Source organism: Janthinobacterium sp. 35 (assembly GCF_002754575.1).
Taxonomy (GTDB): Bacteria; Pseudomonadota; Gammaproteobacteria; order Burkholderiales; family Burkholderiaceae_D; genus Janthinobacterium; species Janthinobacterium tructae.
Map to the genome: position 1 here is coordinate 253,430 of NZ_PEFN01000001.1, position 16,032 is coordinate 269,461.

The window sequence follows — 16,032 nt, forward strand, 5'->3', positions numbered from 1 at the left end:
TATCAATCAAGCAAGCTGATTAGCAAACCTTGTGCATCCAACCGTGGGTATCCGGTGCCGTGCCATGCTGCAAGCCCAGCAGCGCTTCGCGCAGGGCCAGCGTGACGGCGCCGTTTTCATTGTTGTTGATGGTCATTTCAAAGCCGTTCGCCTTGGCCACGCCGACCGGCGTGATGACGGCGGCCGTGCCGCAGGCGAACACTTCGGTCATGCGGCCCGAAGCGATGTCGTCGCGCCATTGCTGGACGGACAATTTACGCTCCTCCGTCGCATAGCCGAGGTCTTTTGCCATTTCCAGCAAGCTGCGGCGGGTGATGCCTGGCAGCAAGGTGCCCGTCAGTTCCGGCGTCACGACCGTGATTTTCTCGCCAGCTTTATAGACGAAGAACAAATTCATGCCGCCCATTTCTTCGATGAACTCGCGGTGCACGGCGTCGAGCCAGACGACCTGGTCGCAGCCTTTTTCCTGTGCTTGCGACTGGGCCATCAGGCTGGCCGCGTAGTTGCCCGCGCACTTGGCTTCACCGGTGCCGCCGGGCGCGGCGCGCACGAAGTCTTCGCTGATCCACACGGTGACGGGTTTCACGCCTTTCGGGAAATAGGCGCCGGCCGGCGAGGCGAACAGCACGAACAGGTATTCTTCCGATGGACGCACGCCCAGGTAAGGATCGGTGGCAATCATCAGCGGACGCATGTACAAGCTTTCGCCCGTGTTCTTCGGCACCCAGTTGCGGTCTTGCGCAATGAGCGCATCGCCCGCTTCCAGGAACAGCTCGACAGGGATGGCCGGCATGGCCAGGCGCGCGGCGCTGCGGTTGAAGCGCTCGGCATTCTGTTCTGGACGGAAAGTCTTGATGCTGCCATCGGGCTGGGCAAACGCTTTATAGCCTTCGAAGATGGCCTGGCCGTAGTGCAGGGACGACGCGGACGGGTCCAGCATCAGCGGACCGTAAGCCTTCAGTTCACCTTGCTGCCACTTGCCGTCACGGTAAGGAATCACCACCATGTGGTCGGTGAAGATGCGGCCGAAGGCGGGATTGACCATGCGCGCGGCGCGCTCGGCGTCGGACAGGGGGTGGGCGGACGGGGTGACGACGAGATTCGGTGTGGAAGTGGTCATGGCGGCAATGGGAACTAGTGAAGAGTATCCCTATTGTAGCGCCTATAGCGGCCAATCAGGCAAACGAGGATAGCCCCCGCCCCGCGAAGACAGGACGCCATCATTTGCGAATGATTCTCGTTTGCGTTACTATATCAGCCTTCTCTTCCCCGCCATGCCTGATGCCTCGCATGGCAGCGCTATCGAAAGCCGCTTCATGCCGACCTCCTCCCTGCCCCAACCCCAGCTGCGCGCCAGCGCCGACGATGCGTCGCAGACTCGCCAGCAGCGCCGCCAGCAGCACCAGCGTGCCGCCGCCCCGCAACAACGGCGCTGGCACTGGAGCTGGAAGCAGGTCTGGTTTCAATTGCACTGGTTCATCGGCATCACGGCTGGCACGGTGCTGGTGATCATCGGCCTGAGCGGCGCCACCCTGGCCTTCAAGGATGAATTGCTCGACGTCATGAACCCCGGCGTGCGCCATGTGCCCGTGGAAACACGCGCGCCGCTGACGCCGGCCCAGCTGAGCAACATCGCCGCCGCCGAACACGGCCAGCGCGTGGCCTCCATCACCCTGTATGCGCAGGCGGGCACGGCGCCACGCCTGTTCTTTGCACCCAAGAACGGCCAGCGGCGCGGCGAGTCCATTTATGTGCACCCGTACACGGGCGCGACCCAGCCCGCGTTGATGGGGGCGGGCTTTTTCGAGTGGACGGAGTCGCTGCACCGCTGGCTGCTGCTGCCACGCGATCCGGGCCGCCAGGTGGCGGGCGCGCTGGCCCTGTGCCTGCTGGGCCTGGCACTCTCCGGCCTGTATCTGCGCTGGCCACGCCGTCCGCTGGACTGGCGCACCTGGCTGAGCTTCGATCCTGCATTAAAAGGCCGCTCGTTTTTGTGGAATTTGCACGCCGTGGCCGGCACCTGGTGCCTGGTCGTGTACGTGGCGCTGACCCTGACGGGCATGTACTGGAGCTATGACGTGGTGCGCGACAATATCGATGCCTGGGCCGGCAAGCCCCCAAGGATGGCACAGGCGCCCATGAAAAAGGGGACGGGCAAGGAGAAGGAGGCGCCGGCCGTTGACATCGGCCTGGCCTGGAGCAGCTTCCAGCAACACGCCCCCGGCTGGACCCTGGCCAGCGTACGCATGCCCTCGCGCGCCGGCGAAGCCGTGCAATTTACGTGGCTGGCCAGCGATGCGCCACACGAGCGGGCGCGCAGCCGCATGAGCATTGCCCCGGCCGACGGCACGCTCACGGAAAACGAGCCGTACAGCCAGCAGGCGCTGGGCGTGCGCCTCGTCAACATCATTTATCCGCTGCACATGGGCACGTATTTCGGCTTGCCGGGCCGCATCATCGTCACCCTGGCCAGCCTGGGCCTGCCCCTGTTCGCCATCACGGGCTGGATGTTGTACCTGGGCCGCCGCAAGGCCAAGCGCGCTGTGCAGGCGCAGCGCGCTCTGCTGACTGGCATTGCGGGCAAGACGGACACGGGCTTGCCCACCCTGGTGGCTTACGCCAGCCAGTCGGGCCAGGCCGAGCGCCTGGCCCTGGAAAGCGCGCGCGCCCTGCAGCAGGCGGGCGTGGCCGTCGACGTGCAGTCGCTGGAGCGCTTTGATCCCGCGCAATTGCGCCAGTACGCGCGGGCTCTGATCGTTGCCAGCACCTTTGGCGAAGGCGAAGCGCCGGACGGCACGCGCCGCTTCGCGCGCCTGCTGCACGCAACATCAGGCACGCCGCTGGCCGGCCTGGAAGTGGGCATGCTGGCCCTGGGCGACCGCCATTACAGCGACTTCTGTGGCTTCGGCCATGCGCTGGAGCGGCAATTGCGCGCGCTGGGCGCCACGCCTTTGTTCCCGCTGATCGAAGTCGACAAGCACGACCCCGCCGCCCTGGCCGACTGGTCGCAAGCGCTGGCCCGTTGCAGCGGCAGCGCCATCGACGCCATCGGTGTGCAGGAACAGGCATCGTACGAAGACTGGCGTTTGCTGCGCCGCGTGCTGCTCAACCCTGGCAGCCTGGGCGGCGAACTGCATGAAATCACCTTGACGGGCCCGGCCGGCGCCACCTGGGAAGCGGGCGCGCTGGCGGAAATCATCGGATGCAACGCGGACGGCGGCGAGGGTGACCCGCAGGGTGCCCAGCATGCGCCGCGCAGCTACTCGCTCGCTTCACTGCCATCCGATGGCGAACTGCAATTGCTGGTGCGCCAGGAACGCCATGCGGGCAGCGCAAACGAGGGGTACGGCATCTGTTCCGGCTGGCTCACGCGCTTCGCCCAGCCGGGCACCACCATCCGCCTGCGCCTGCAAGCCAATCCCGCCTTCGCCCCCGCCCTGGTCGATGTGCCCTGCATTTTTATCGGCAACGGTTCCGGCCTGGCGGGCCTGCGTGCGCACCTGCGCGCGCGCCAGCGGGCCGGGCTGGCACGCAACTGGCTGCTGTTTGGCGAACGGCAGCAAGCTTTTGACAGCGTCTGCGGCGAAGAGTTGCAAGGCTGGCTGGACGCTGGCCACCTGGCGCGCCTGGACCGTGTCTTTTCGCGTGATGATGAAACACGACAATACGTGCAGGACCGCCTGCGTGACCATGCCGACGAACTGCGCGACTGGCTGGCGCAAGGCGCCATCGTCTACGTGTGCGGCAGCCTGCACGGCATGGCGGCAGGAATCGATGCTGTGCTGCAAGAAGTGCTGGGCCAGGAAGGACTCGACGCCCTGCTGGCAGCGGGACGCTACCGCCGCGACGTGTATTGATCTGCCTCAGCACATTGCCAGCACCGCCCGGCTATGTGGGCGGGCGCACAGTCAGCGCCAGCCATCGGACTAGAGTGGGGATATGGCGGCATGGGGACAAACCCGCGCCGCGCCACTCACTATCTGCGAGGCACCCCATGAAAAACCCCTGGATGAGCATGTACCTGAGCGCCGCCAACCGTATCGCCAACACGGCGCGCGGCCACGCCACGGTCGCCGTCAAGCGTGAAGCAGCGAAAAATACGCGGCATTTGACGCAAGTGTGGTTCGATTCCTTCCTGCCGCCAACTGGCAAGCCACGGCGCAGTCGCAAGGCCAAATAAGCCCTTGGCAACAGGCGAACTGGTGCGGTGCATCACAGCAATTAGTTGAAGTTTCAATCAGATGAACTAAACTGCAAGCATGGTAGTACATAGGAAGTGACCTGCAGGCGCCGCATCCCCGCGCCGCCACCGGGCCACCGGGAGACGACCATGTTGACGCTCAAAGTGCTGGCCTGCCTTGCCCTGTCGGCCTTGCTGCTCGTGCCCCTCGTACTGCGCGACGCGATGCAGACGTCGGCCGTGCAGCAGATGCAGGTACCGAATGTCGATGCGCATGCCCTGTGGGCCCACTGGCCCAAGCACTAAAATACGCGCGGCTGAGAAAACGCCGCTCGGCAACACGTCGCATCGTTCAAATCTGCTTTGTTGCGGGTGGGATTTGTTCCCCCTTTCCAGTCCAAATGTATCAGTACCCCTCTTCACCATACTTTTGATCCAGATCATGGATTTCCCCCTACGCTGCGGCCACACTGGAACAGTCCGCTTCACATCGCGACGGACTTAACCGGGAGCATCGGCATGGGTATATCGGCTTGGAAGGATGAGATGGCGCTGGGCGTTCCCGCCATCGACGAGGCGCATGAGGCGCTGTTTCAGGAGCTGGCGCGGCTGGGCCAGTTGAGCGACCAGCATTTCAGCGTGGCGTTTCGCGAGCTGATTGCGGCCGTCGAGCGCGATTTCCGCGAGGAAGAGGATTTGATGGAACAAATCGCCTTCCCCTCGCTGGCGAATCACCGGGAACAGCATGCGCGCGTGCTCAGCGGTTTGCACCATGCGTGGGCTGCCGTCGATGAAGGCGACCTGGAACAGGGACGCCATGCGCTGTCGCTGCTGCCGCAATGGCTGATCTTCCACCAGGCCACCATGGACCTGGCCCTCGCGGCGGCCCTGGAGCTGGTGCAGCGCCAGCCCAATTAACCGCTACAGCAGCAGCACCGTGGCTTGCTCGGGCAGGACGACGCGGTAGTGTCCGGGGTATTTGTCTTCGCCGTCGAAAATCTTGCAAAACACGGGCTGATTGATGTCGTTGACGGCCGGCTCATTCATGGGCAAGGTGGCGATCAGTTGCTCGCCATCCATCAATTGCAAGGCGCTGCCCCGCTCGATCGCGCAAAAGGCCAGCGATTGCACATCGCTGGCGAACGGCCGCTTGTACCATGGCGTGATGGCCCGCACGGCTCGCCGTGCATCGTGCAGGACTTGCCCCACGCGCGTGACGTTCCACGCATCGCGCGCCACGGACGGCTGGAGCACGATATTGGCCGTCAACTCGCCCCTTCCCTTGTTCACCAGGAAAGTGCCATCTTGCGCGGCGATGTCGTCGTTGAGCGGCACGACAAACACGCCGCCGGCGGACACCTTGATCGGCACGGCAGCGCCATTGCCTTGCAGGGCCACGCGCACATCGTCGATGGTGGCACTGAGCTTGGCGGGAATCAGGCGCAGGGCCATGACCACGCTGCCGCTCGACACTTGCCACACCTTCCTGGCCGTCAGATAACTCTCGCGGTAAGCCATGAAACGGATGCGCGGCGCCTTGGCGTCGCTGTTGGCCGTGATCGTCACCGTTTGCGATGGCAAGGCGTCCTCTGCGGGCGCCGGCGCAGCAGATGTGGCGGATGCGGCAGCCATGGCGGGCGGCACGCTGGCGCTGTGCAGTGGCGCGGGAACAGCCGGCGGCGCGTGTTCCTGGGCTTGCCCCAGCGACACGACACACAACCATCCGGCACAAGCGATCCATGTACGCATGCATTTCTTTCAATGAGGAAAATATTTTATCAGCGCCTGCATTATCGCAGAAGGCCGGACGATGCGCCCCCATTGGCCTGCCGCACTCTGTTGGTGCGCACGCTTGATTATTTGGCAAATACCACCTATATTGATAATGATTCTTATTCACGAAAGTGAGGGGAATCGCGCGCCCTTCTTTTCCACTGCCCGACCGCGCCGGGCCTTGCGGTGGAACTGCTATCCAAGCCAGACCGCGGGCCAGCGTCATGCCATCCCCCCAGCTACTGCGCACATCGCCAGACGAGATAGGAAAACACACGACTAAAATATTCCAGGAAAATGATGCAATCAACGACAGTCTTCCCTTCTTCGCGCCAGCCCGCCTTGCGCCCCCTCCCCCGTTTATTACACATCAGCCTGCTCAGCCTTGCCGCTGGCGTGGCCCTGCCGGCCCAGGCCGCCGATGCCGCTGCGGCCGACGTTACCATGCCAGCCGTCACCGTGACCGGCCAGTCGACAGCGACGACGGAAGGCACGCAATCGTACACGGCAGGCGAAGCGCGCAGCGCCACGCGCATGGACCTGTCCCTGCGCGAAACGCCGCAATCGGTCAGCGTCATCACGCGCCAGCTGCTCGACGACCTGGGCGCCGTGCGCCTGGACCAGGCGCTGGCGCAGACGACGGGCATCCAGGTGGGCCAGAACGACACGGAGCGCACGACCTTTTATGCGCGCGGCTTCGGCATCAACAATCTCCAGATCGACGGCATGGCGCGCGGCGGCAATGCGCCGCTGCAAGACACGATCCTGTACGACCGCATCGAGGTGGTGCGCGGCGCCACGGGCTTGATGGGCGGCAAGGGCGACCCGTCGGCCACCATCAACATGATACGCAAGCGGCCGACGAACGAGTTCCAGGCCAGCGCCGGCCTCATCATGGGCCGCTGGGATGACCAGCGCTTCGAAGCCGACCTGTCCACGCCGCTGAACGCGGAGGGCAGCGTGCGTGCACGCACGGCCCTGGCCTGGCAAAAACGCGATTCCTACCTGGACATGTATCACGAGCGCAAGACGGTCGGCATGGTCATCCTTGAGGCGGACGTACGCCCCGGCACCCTGCTGACGGCCGGCGTCGACTTCCAGGACAACCAGCCGACAGGCGCCACCTGGGGCGCCGTGCCCTACTGGAATGCGGATGGCAGCCTGGCCAACTTGCCGCGCAACACCAGCCTCACGACGCCGTGGAGCACCTGGGCCAACAAGCAGCACACGGTATTCACGTCGCTGGATCAGCGCCTGCCCGGCAACTGGAACATGCACCTGGGTTATGCGCGCACGGAAAGCACGAACCGCACCACCGTCGCCTATGCGGGCGGCGGCAAGCCCGATCCGGCCACGGGCGAAGGCATGTTCCTGTGGACGGGCGCCTATGGCCCGGGCAAGACCACGGGCGACAACTTCGACGTGTACGCCAGCGGCCCGTTTACCTTGCTGGGGCGCAAGCATACGGCCATCGTCGGCTGGAACGGCGGCAACCAGCGCGCCCGCTCGCTGGGCGGCAAGGCGAAAATCGAGTACCCGGACTTCGTCCCCGATTACCGCAACTGGACGGGCAACATCCCCCGCCCCGTGTTCCACCCGGACGGATCGCACACGGAAACCGTCACGCGCCTGGCAGGCGGCTACGTGGCCACGCGCTTGAGCCTGGCCGATCCGCTGCACGTCATCATCGGCGCGCGCAGCAGTACTTACCGCACGGACACACGCAGCTACGATAAGCGTGGCGCGTACACGGGCAGCGGCGACTTCGTGGAAACGCGCAATGAAGTCACGCCCTACGTGGGCGCCGTGTTCGACATCAACAAGCAGTATTCCGCCTACGCCAGCTTCACGCAGCTGTTCAATCCGCAGACTAGCAAGGACCGCAACAACCAGTTCCTGGCGCCGGAAACGGGCGACAACGCGGAACTGGGTATCAAGGGCGAATTTTATGAAGGCAAGCTGAACGCGTCGGCCGCCCTGTTCCATACGAAGAAAAAGAACATGGCCGAGCTGGACCGCACGGTAGCGCCCGGCTTCTTGCTGCCCGACGGCGGCCAGGCGATGGTGGCCAATGGCGCCGGCGTGACGGCCAAGGGCGTGGAGTTCGACGTCTCCGGCCAGATCACGCCCGCCTGGGAAGCGAGCGGCGGCTATACCTATCTGCACGCGGCCGAGGCTGATGGCCGCCGCGCCGCCACCACGCAGCCGCGCCATTTGCTGCGCCTGGCCACCAGCTACCGTTTCGACGGCCGCCTGGCAGGGCTGAAAGCGGGCGCCAGCATGACGGCGCAAAGCGCCATCTACAGCGAATCGTGGTACGGCCGCCCGCCATCGGGCGAGATGACGAACATCCCGCAGGCCGGCTATGCACTGGTCAACGCCATGGCCAGCTATGCCATCAACCGCCACGCCAGCGTGCAGCTGAACGTGAATAACTTGCTCGATAAAAAGTACTACCGCAACGTGGGCTTCTTCGACGGCGTGTTCTGGGGTGAGCCGCGCAACATCAGCCTGGCCGTGCGCACGGCGTTTTAAGCACGCCAGTGGGCGGGCGCCGGCAAGGTAAAGCCATCGAGCAAGGGACCGCCCACGGGCGCCAGCACGGCGGCGGTGACGTGCTCGAACGCGCGCTGGCCCGCCGCAAGATCGCTGGCGACCAGGCGCAAGGCCCCGTCCAGCTGCTCGGCGATGGCCGCGTCAAATGCCTGCAGGCGGCGGTACAGGTGCTTGCCGCCGCCGCTCCATACACCAGCCGCGCGCAGGTGCAGGTCGGCCAGCGCTGGATACAGCTGGCAGGCCACGGCCAGCGTCTCGCCCGGGTGCGTGCTGTCGACCAGGTCTTCCAGCGCGGTGGTGATGGCGTAGCGGCGCCGCTGCAAGTTTTCCGCGTCAAACACGGGCGGCCCGGCAGCATCGATGGCGTGCGCCAGCGCGTGCAGCCGGGTGTAGGCGTCGCCGGCTGCGAGGATGTTTTCCCCTTCCAGCACCATGTGCGCCAGCGGCACCGTGCCGCCGGGCGCATCCATTTCCTTGCAAAAATAGGTGAACGTGGCCAGGTCGTGCGCGAACAGTTCCACCGTGCGCCCTTCGGCCACGATGGTCGAGCGCCAGGCGCAATCGACGTGCTCGAACAGCAGCAGCAAATCGATATCGGAACTGGGCGTCTGCCGGCCCGTGGCAAACGAGCCGCCGATGATGGCCGCCACGGCCGCGGGATAGTGTTCCTGCACTAGCCGCACGGCAATCGCGCGGATGGCGTCATAAGTGGGGATCGTCGTCAAAGCCAGTGCTCCATGCCGAAAAACGCTATCCTACACGCAATACGCGGCACGCCGCCAGCCTGCTACACTGGCGCTCTCCGATCAAGGAACAAGCATGGAATACGACTGCATCGTGGTGCCCTCGCCCGTGGGCGAGCTGACCCTGGTGGCGCGTGGCGCGGCCCTGGCCGCGATTTTGTGGGAAAACGACAAGCCGAACCGCGTGCGCCTGGGCGAGATGCGCGCCGATGACGGTTGCGCCGTGCTGCTGGAAACGGCGCGCCAGCTGCGCGAGTATTTTGCCGGCACGCGCCAGCAATTTGAGGTGCCGCTCGATTTTGCCGGCACGCCATTCCAGCAGGAAGTGTGGCGCGCGCTGCTGACCATACCGTACGGCCAGACGCGCAGCTATGGCGAGATCGCGCGCCAGATCGGCCGTCCCGCCGCCGTGCGCGCCGTGGGCGCCGCCAACGGCAAGAATCCCATTTCCATCATCGCCCCCTGCCACCGCGTCATCGGCGCCACGGGCGAGTTGACGGGCTTTGCGGGCGGCCTGCATGCCAAGGAAACGTTATTGGCGCTGGAAGGCATCGCCCTGTCCAGCGACCGCGAAGCGCTGAAGACGGGTCACGCCCGCCGCCGCGCCGTGCATGTTGATATGGCGCAAGGCTGTTTATTTTAGACAGCAGCATCGCTCCCCGTGTGGGATACTCACGCCCCCGCTCAAGCCACCACATCCTATGCCCTACCTTGTCATCCTGTTCTTTGTCGTTTTGTATTTACTGGCCACGTTCTTTTTTCACATCCCCGCCCTGGTCGCCCTCGTGTATGGCGTGCTGAGCCTGAGCTGTTTCGTCGCCTATGCGATCGACAAGTCGGCCGCCAAACAGGGGCGCTGGCGCACCTCGGAGCGCACCTTGCTGCTATTGGGACTGCTGTGCGGCTGGCCGGGCGCCGTGCTGGCCCAGCAATGGCTGCGCCACAAGTCCAGCAAGCGATCGTTCCGCGTGCTGTTCTGGATCACCGTCGCCCTCAATATCGGCGCTTTCGTGTATTTCAGCGTGCATTACGCGGCGCCCGATATCGGCACCGAGGTCGCGCCCATCGAGCTGTAGGACTGTCCCCTCCCTTTACTCGCCCAGCAGGCGCAGCGACTCCAGCCAGTCCGCCTTCCATTCGCGCAGCAAGGGCTGCGTGGCGAAGGCCTTCTTCAGGTGCGCCATCGGCACGCGGTGCACATCGTGCAGGCCGAACGCCAGGGTGACGGGATGCCACAGGTGGCTGTTCTTGCCACCGCGCGAATTCTTGCGCACGCGCGCGCCATCGTCGCCAAAGATGCCCACGCCACTGGCCATGCCTTTGTCCAGGTCGACCTTGCCCACCCCGGCAAAGGCAAGCAAAATCTGCTCGCGCCCCAGGCCCTTGAGGGCGCTGGGCAAGACAAACGGCGCGGCATTGTCAGTTCCGGCTTCCGGCTCGGCCGGCTGCGGGTGCTGCAACTCCTTGAGCAAGCGCAATAAGTCACGCTCCTGGAAGTGCAAACCATCGACCGGCACGCGCAAGCCCGGCGCCTTCAGTTCGATGGCGATATTGCCGGAGTCGCGCGTAAAGCGCAGCCACACGTCATCGGCGCCCGAGGCCAGGTGCTCTTTGTCGCCGATGAACACGACGGGCGCCGCATAGCGCGTCACGCCGTCATGGAACAGCTCGGCCCAGGCGTCGCTGTAATCGAGCCAGACATACGGCAAGCCGCCCTGCTCCAGCAGGCGCGCCAGGGTCCACGGCGTGCCCGTCTGTTGCGCCAGCCAGGCACAGGCTTGGGTGGCGGTGGCGCGGTACGGCAAAGAAAGGGTAGTCATGGCAGTTCCGTCGATAAAAGTGGAGCGCAGTGTAGCAGACGCCGCCATCACGCCGGTCAGGCAGCCGCCAGCAATGTAAACACGCGCACGTCCTGCATCATATTGTGCGCCTGCTCCTGCATGCTGGCCGCTGCCGCTGTGGCCTGTTCGACCAGGGCGGCATTCTGCTGGGTCACTGCATCCATCTGACTGATGGCCTGATTCACCTGTTTGATGCCGTCGCTTTGTTCGTGGCTGGCGACGGCGATTTCCCCCATGATGCCCGCCACCTGCTGCACAGAGGAGACGATTTTCTGCATCGTGCCGCCCGCCTCATCGGCCAGATTGCTGCCAAGCTCGACTTTTTCGACCGACTCGGCAATCAGCTGCTTGATCTCTTTGGCGGCAGTGGCGGAGCGTTGCGCCAGGGTGCGCACCTCCGACGCGACGACAGCAAAACCACGCCCCAGTTCACCGGCGCGCGCGGCTTCGACAGCCGCGTTCAGGGCCAGAATATTGGTCTGAAACGCGATGCCGTCAATCACGGAAATGATCTCGACGATACGCTTCGAGCTATCCTTGATGGACACCATGGTCGCGACGACACGCTCGACCACTTGCCCGCCCTGCAGCGCTACCGCTGAAGCCGACAAGACCAGTTGATTGGCTTGCTGGGCGTTTTCGGCAGTCTGCTGCACAGTGCTGGTTAACTGCTGCATCGCCGACGACGTTTGTTCCAGTGCACCGGCCTGTGCCTCCGTTCTCGCCGAGAGGTCCATATTTCCAGCAGCGATTTCCTGCGAGGCAGTCGAAATGGTTTCAGTACCGCTGCGCACGCGGCCCACCGTGTGACGCAGGCTCTCATTCATGCTTTTCAGAGCACGCATCAATTCGCCCGGCTCGTCGTGATAATCGGTCGCGATATCGCTACGCAGATCACCGGAAGCGACAATGCGGGCAAGCTTCACGGCGTCCTGCAGCGGTCTGGTAATGCTCTTGGTAATGAGCACCGCCACCGCAATTCCCGTGCCCAGCGAAAGCAGCAGTGTCAGCAACAGCATGCTGCTCGCTACCGTGATGCGCTCACCCGACTCCGCTTCGATCGCCGACGCGCGTTGCGTGGTCTTCTCGACCAGCTGGTTGATTGCCTGCAGATGCTGGGTGTAACTGATCGTCATTTTTTTCATCGCAACCGTAGCGCCAACCTTATCCTGCGCCTCAATTGCCGGAATGAACTGTTGCAGTGCCACCGTGTAGAAGGCCTGTGCCGGCGCATGGGACTTGTGCAGCAACAGGTCGGCGATATCGGCATCGAGTTTCTCACGCGTCCAGAATACATGGCGTTCATCGTAATCATGTTTGAGCGTTGCAAAGCGTGCGATTAACTGCGCCTGTTCGGCACGATCCTCGGTCGCCATCAGCTGAAAAGTGACCAGATAGGATTCCAGTATGTATTCCGGTGGTGGCAACACGTCCGCGATCAGATCCTTGCTTTGCACTATTTTCTGATACACCGGGCCGTTCACTTTCCATTCTTGCAGAGTCTTGAACGACCATAGGCCATAGAGGATGAAGCCAGCTGAAAAGATCACAATCAGCACAGCTAAACGGTACGATAGTTTGAGTGCTCGTAACATATGCATGATGTGTCCTTATCTTAGCTGTGCTTGCCTCTGGTTCAGCTACTGAGTAACACTAATCTCGCATGTATGGCCGGCGATCATTCGACGTCATATTTTTATTAAAAAATCATTTAATTTTTACATGAGACAACTTATTTTACATCGAATTTATGAAAATTTGACGCATAACTAATTAAAATTAACAAAAACAACGAAAATAAAACAAAATACATAAATTTTTATCGCGAATTTCTACCCGCATGGCGACGATTTCTATGGTGCTCGTACAACACAGCGAGCCTTTCTTCAGCGCATTCTCATTTCTGTGGCTGCTTTCCGCACATCCGTGAACCAGCATAAAAAAATCCCGCCGGGCAGCGATGGTAAAACCATCGCGCCGGGCGGGGCCAGTCAAGCCGACACGCGCCTACTTCGGCGTGTCACGGTATTGTTCCGGCGTCGTGTCGCCATCGGCAATTTCATACCACATCGCATTGAGCACGGCGAACGTCGCCGCCAGCGGAAGACCCAGTATCCAGGCGAAATACCACATAGTTAGTTCCTTTCCTTAATTCTTAGTAAGCGTGACCGGTTTCGTCTTCGATGGCTTTGCCGTCAACCTTGCCCCACAGTACTTTATATACCCAGGTCGTGTACGCCACGATGAGGGGAATGAAGACAGCCGTGACGACCAGCATGATGAACAGGGTCATGTGACTGGACGAGGAATCCCACACCGTCAGACTGGCGCGCGGATCGATCGACGATGGCAGGATGAACGGGAACATGGCCGCGCCCACGCTGAGGATGATGCCGGCGATGGCCGCCGCGCTGGCCAGCAAGGCCGGCACTTCGCGGCGCGCGCGCAGCAAGGCGAACGCCAGCAGCGGGCCCAGCAAGCCGAAGGCCGGAGCGATCCAGGTCCACGGATGAGCGGCAAAGTTGAGGAACCAGGCGCCCACGTGCACTTGCGCCGTTTTCAGCATCGGATTCGACGGACCGTCGACCACCACCGCGCTGCTGATGCGGTAGCCATCGACCCACAGCCACAGGGCCACGCCGGCGGCCGCATACAGTACCACGGTGGCAATCGCCGCCACGCTGCCGTAGCGGCGCGAACGGTCAGCTATGGCGCCGTCCGTTTTCAGCTGCAGCCAGGTGGCGCCGTGCATCACCAGCATGGCCACCGAGACGAGGCCGCACAGCAAGGCGAACGGGTTGAGCAGAGCGAAGAAGCTGCCATCGTAGAAGATGTGCATGTCTGGCGAGAAACGGAACGGCACGCCTTGCAGCACGTTGCCGATCGCCACGCCGCAGATCAGGGCCGGCACGAAGCCGCCCACGAACAGGGCCGCGTCCCAGCGGGCGCGCCAGCGCGGGTCTTCGCGCTTGCTGCGGAATTTGAACGCCACGGGACGCACGATCAGCGCCACCAGGATGACGAACATGGCCAGGTAAAAGCCCGAGAACGAGACGGCGTACAGTTGCGGCCAGGCGGCAAAGATGGCGCCGCCACCGAGGATCAGCCACACCTGGTTGCCTTCCCACACGGGACCGATACTGTTGATGACGACCCGGCGTTCCAGGTCCGTCTTGCCAACGAACGGCAGCAAGATGCCCGTGCCCAGGTCGAAGCCGTCCGTGATGGCAAAGCCCACCAGCAAGATGCCGATCAGCAGCCACCAGATCAGGCGCAGTGTTTCGTAAGAAATCATTTCATGCAAAATCATGGTCTGGCCCTCCTTAGGCGCGTTGAGTATGAATGGCTGCGGCCGCTGGCACGGGGGCCGGCGCCGTTTCTTCCGGCCCCTTGCGGATGGCCTTGAGCATCAGCTTCATTTCGATAATCAACAGCACGGTGTAGATGGCGGCAAAGCCGGCAATGGTGATGAGCAAGGTCGTCGCGCCCAGGTTGGAGACCGCCACGGCCGTTGGCAGCACGCCTTCGATGACCCACGGCTGGCGGCCCACTTCGGCTACGATCCAGCCCGCTTCAATCGCCACCCACGGCAGCGGGATGGCGAATACGGCCAGCTTCAGCAGCCAGCGGTGCTTGTCCAGGGTGCGGCGCGTCGACAGGATGAAGAATGTGCCGGTGAGCAAGATAAAGAACATGCCCAGGCCCACCATCACGCGGAAGGACCAGAACAAGGGCCCCACGGGCGGCACGGTGTCGAGCGCGGCCTTGCGGATCTGCTCGGGCGTCGCCTGGCGCGGGTCATCGACGTAGCGTTTCAGCAGCAAGGCGTAACCCAGGGACTGGCCTTTCGACTCGAACATGTCCTTCGCCTCTTGCGGCACGGGCGCGCCAGGCGCCACGCTGCGGATGGTTTGCAGCGCGTCATACGCCTTGATGCCATCCTTGATCAGCAGTTCGCCGCGGTCGACCAGCTGCTCGATGCCGGGGATTTCCGTCGTCAGCGAACGCGTGCCGATCAGGCCCATCACCATCGGGATGTGCACGGCGTAATGCGTCTCGCGCGCTTCCGCGTCGGGGAAGCCGAAGGCCGTGAAGGCGGCAGGCGCCGGCTCCGTGGTCCACATGGCCTCAATCGCGGCCAGTTTCATCTTCTGGTGTTCCGACGACAGGTAGCCGCTTTCATCACCGAGTACCACCACCGACAAGGTAGCGGCCAGGCCGAACGAGGCGGCCACCGTCATCGAACGCTTGGCCAGCTGCACGTGGCGGCCCTTCAGCAGATACCAGGCGGAAATACCCAGCACGAAAATCGACGCGGCCGTATAGCCGGCCGACACGGTGTGCACGAATTTCGCCTGCGCCACGGGATTCGTCAGCACGGCGCCGAAATCCGTGATTTCCATGCGCATGGTCTGCGGATTGAAGGCCGCGCCGACGGGATTTTGCATCCAACCGTTGGCGATCAGAATCCACAGGGCCGAGAAGTTCGAGCCGATGGCCACCAGCCAGGTGGTGATCAGGTGACCGCGTTTGGACAGCTTGTCCCAGCCGAAGAAGAACAGGCCGACGAAGGTCGCTTCCAGGAAGAAGGCCATCAAGCCCTCGATGGCCAGCGGCGCGCCGAAAATGTCGCCCACATAATGGCTGTAATAGCTCCAGTTCATGCCGAACTGGAATTCCATGACGATGCCCGTCGCCACGCCCATGGCGAAGTTGATGCCGAACAAGACACCCCAGAACTTGGTCATGTCGCGCCAGATGGGGCGGTTCGTCATCACGTAAACCGTTTCCATGATGGCGAGGATCACTGACAGGCCGAGCGTCAGCGGAACGAATATAAAGTGGTACAGAGCTGTCAGCGCGAACTGCAGTCTGGATAAAGCGACAATATCGAAGTCCATATGATTTCCTTGGTGTTTCCCTACTGTAAGTGTAAACC

General features: G+C 63.0%; 15 protein-coding genes. 7 read left to right on the plus strand and 8 right to left on the minus strand.

Features of this window, described 5'->3' with window-relative positions; all coding sequences use genetic code 11:
* Positions 1-19 precede the first annotated feature (19 nt).
* Positions 20-1,120, minus strand: coding sequence for a branched-chain amino acid aminotransferase (locus tag CLU93_RS01145; protein WP_099759651.1), 1,101 nt, complete (start codon positions 1,118-1,120; stop codon positions 20-22).
* A gap of 196 nt (positions 1,121-1,316) precedes the next feature.
* Here CLU93_RS01145 and CLU93_RS01150 point away from each other — a divergent pair, with 196 nt between their 5' ends.
* The 4 genes from CLU93_RS01150 (at position 1,317) to CLU93_RS01155 (ending at position 5,098) form a co-directional block, all read left to right on the plus strand.
* Positions 1,317-3,857 carry a PepSY domain-containing protein gene (locus tag CLU93_RS01150; RefSeq protein ID WP_099764176.1) on the plus strand — a complete coding sequence of 847 codons (2,541 nt, stop codon included), beginning with the start codon at positions 1,317-1,319 and terminating at the stop codon, positions 3,855-3,857.
* A 137-nt stretch (positions 3,858-3,994) separates the two neighbouring features.
* Positions 3,995-4,180, plus strand: coding sequence for a hypothetical protein (locus tag CLU93_RS27765; RefSeq protein WP_143451681.1), 186 nt, complete (start codon positions 3,995-3,997; stop codon positions 4,178-4,180).
* A 150-nt stretch (positions 4,181-4,330) separates the two neighbouring features.
* Positions 4,331-4,486: a hypothetical protein gene (locus tag CLU93_RS28120; RefSeq protein WP_157750997.1), complete on the plus strand. Its 156-nt coding sequence runs from the start codon at positions 4,331-4,333 to the stop codon at positions 4,484-4,486.
* 213 nt (positions 4,487-4,699) lie between these two features.
* Positions 4,700-5,098 (plus strand): bacteriohemerythrin, encoded by a 399-nt coding sequence (locus tag CLU93_RS01155; RefSeq protein ID WP_071077924.1) that lies wholly within the window; start codon positions 4,700-4,702, stop codon positions 5,096-5,098.
* Between the two features lie 3 nt (positions 5,099-5,101).
* Here the strand turns inward: CLU93_RS01155 and CLU93_RS01160 are convergent, their stop codons facing one another.
* Complete coding sequence (locus CLU93_RS01160) at positions 5,102-5,929, minus strand: hypothetical protein (protein ID WP_143451682.1); 828 nt, start codon at positions 5,927-5,929, stop codon at positions 5,102-5,104.
* Between the two features lie 324 nt (positions 5,930-6,253).
* Here CLU93_RS01160 and CLU93_RS01170 point away from each other — a divergent pair, with 324 nt between their 5' ends.
* On the plus strand, positions 6,254-8,488 hold the full coding sequence (locus tag CLU93_RS01170; protein ID WP_180287780.1) for a TonB-dependent siderophore receptor: 2,235 nt from the start codon (positions 6,254-6,256) through the stop codon (positions 8,486-8,488).
* Here CLU93_RS01170 and CLU93_RS01175 read toward each other — a convergent pair.
* Positions 8,485-9,234, minus strand: coding sequence for a nucleotidyltransferase domain-containing protein (locus CLU93_RS01175; protein WP_180287781.1), 750 nt, complete (start codon positions 9,232-9,234; stop codon positions 8,485-8,487). The genes CLU93_RS01170 and CLU93_RS01175 overlap by 4 nt on opposite strands.
* A gap of 94 nt (positions 9,235-9,328) precedes the next feature.
* On the opposite strand from CLU93_RS01175, the gene CLU93_RS01180 reads away from it, so the two are divergent.
* Both CLU93_RS01180 and CLU93_RS01185 read left to right on the plus strand, forming a co-directional pair.
* Positions 9,329-9,895: a methylated-DNA--[protein]-cysteine S-methyltransferase gene (locus tag CLU93_RS01180; protein ID WP_099759656.1), complete on the plus strand. Its 567-nt coding sequence runs from the start codon at positions 9,329-9,331 to the stop codon at positions 9,893-9,895.
* A 58-nt stretch (positions 9,896-9,953) separates the two neighbouring features.
* Entirely contained in the window at positions 9,954-10,328 is a 375-nt protein-coding gene (locus tag CLU93_RS01185) for a DUF1294 domain-containing protein (RefSeq protein ID WP_099759657.1), read from the plus strand.
* 15 nt (positions 10,329-10,343) lie between these two features.
* Here CLU93_RS01185 and CLU93_RS01190 read toward each other — a convergent pair whose 3' ends face one another.
* From CLU93_RS01190 to CLU93_RS01210, 5 genes are all read right to left on the minus strand, one after another.
* Positions 10,344-11,072: a hypothetical protein gene (locus CLU93_RS01190; protein ID WP_099759658.1), complete on the minus strand. Its 729-nt coding sequence runs from the start codon at positions 11,070-11,072 to the stop codon at positions 10,344-10,346.
* A gap of 56 nt (positions 11,073-11,128) precedes the next feature.
* Positions 11,129-12,694, minus strand: a complete 1,566-nt coding sequence (locus CLU93_RS01195) for a methyl-accepting chemotaxis protein (RefSeq protein WP_257224822.1) — start codon at positions 12,692-12,694, stop codon at positions 11,129-11,131.
* A gap of 406 nt (positions 12,695-13,100) precedes the next feature.
* The gene (cydX, locus tag CLU93_RS01200) at positions 13,101-13,226 is read right to left on the minus strand and encodes a cytochrome bd-I oxidase subunit CydX (protein WP_070258990.1); all 126 of its coding nucleotides are present in this window, start codon (positions 13,224-13,226) and stop codon (positions 13,101-13,103) included.
* A gap of 22 nt (positions 13,227-13,248) precedes the next feature.
* A complete protein-coding gene (gene cydB / locus CLU93_RS01205; RefSeq protein WP_099759660.1) occupies positions 13,249-14,403 on the minus strand; it encodes a cytochrome d ubiquinol oxidase subunit II in 1,155 nt (384 codons plus the stop codon).
* Positions 14,404-14,416: 13 nt separating this feature from the next.
* Entirely contained in the window at positions 14,417-15,994 is a 1,578-nt protein-coding gene (locus CLU93_RS01210) for a cytochrome ubiquinol oxidase subunit I (protein WP_099759661.1), read from the minus strand.
* Positions 15,995-16,032 lie beyond the last annotated feature (38 nt).

What these genes read in the sequence shown, in the direction of transcription:
- CLU93_RS01145 (WP_099759651.1), bottom strand. Translation starts at nt 1,120, where the DNA reads ATGACCACTTCCACACCGAATCTCGTCGTCACCCCGTCCGCCCACCCC.
- CLU93_RS01150 (WP_099764176.1), top strand. Translation starts at nt 1,317, where the DNA reads ATGCCGACCTCCTCCCTGCCCCAACCCCAGCTGCGCGCCAGCGCCGAC.
- CLU93_RS27765 (WP_143451681.1), top strand. Translation starts at nt 3,995, where the DNA reads ATGAAAAACCCCTGGATGAGCATGTACCTGAGCGCCGCCAACCGTATC.
- CLU93_RS28120 (WP_157750997.1), top strand. Translation starts at nt 4,331, where the DNA reads ATGTTGACGCTCAAAGTGCTGGCCTGCCTTGCCCTGTCGGCCTTGCTG.
- CLU93_RS01155 (WP_071077924.1), top strand. Translation starts at nt 4,700, where the DNA reads ATGGGTATATCGGCTTGGAAGGATGAGATGGCGCTGGGCGTTCCCGCC.
- CLU93_RS01160 (WP_143451682.1), bottom strand. Translation starts at nt 5,929, where the DNA reads ATGCGTACATGGATCGCTTGTGCCGGATGGTTGTGTGTCGTGTCGCTG.
- CLU93_RS01170 (WP_180287780.1), top strand. Translation starts at nt 6,254, where the DNA reads ATGCAATCAACGACAGTCTTCCCTTCTTCGCGCCAGCCCGCCTTGCGC.
- CLU93_RS01180 (WP_099759656.1), top strand. Translation starts at nt 9,329, where the DNA reads ATGGAATACGACTGCATCGTGGTGCCCTCGCCCGTGGGCGAGCTGACC.
- CLU93_RS01185 (WP_099759657.1), top strand. Translation starts at nt 9,954, where the DNA reads ATGCCCTACCTTGTCATCCTGTTCTTTGTCGTTTTGTATTTACTGGCC.
- CLU93_RS01190 (WP_099759658.1), bottom strand. Translation starts at nt 11,072, where the DNA reads ATGACTACCCTTTCTTTGCCGTACCGCGCCACCGCCACCCAAGCCTGT.
- CLU93_RS01195 (WP_257224822.1), bottom strand. Translation starts at nt 12,694, where the DNA reads ATGCATATGTTACGAGCACTCAAACTATCGTACCGTTTAGCTGTGCTG.
- cydX (WP_070258990.1), bottom strand. Translation starts at nt 13,226, where the DNA reads ATGTGGTATTTCGCCTGGATACTGGGTCTTCCGCTGGCGGCGACGTTC.
- cydB (WP_099759660.1), bottom strand. Translation starts at nt 14,403, where the DNA reads ATGATTTTGCATGAAATGATTTCTTACGAAACACTGCGCCTGATCTGG.
- CLU93_RS01210 (WP_099759661.1), bottom strand. Translation starts at nt 15,994, where the DNA reads ATGGACTTCGATATTGTCGCTTTATCCAGACTGCAGTTCGCGCTGACA.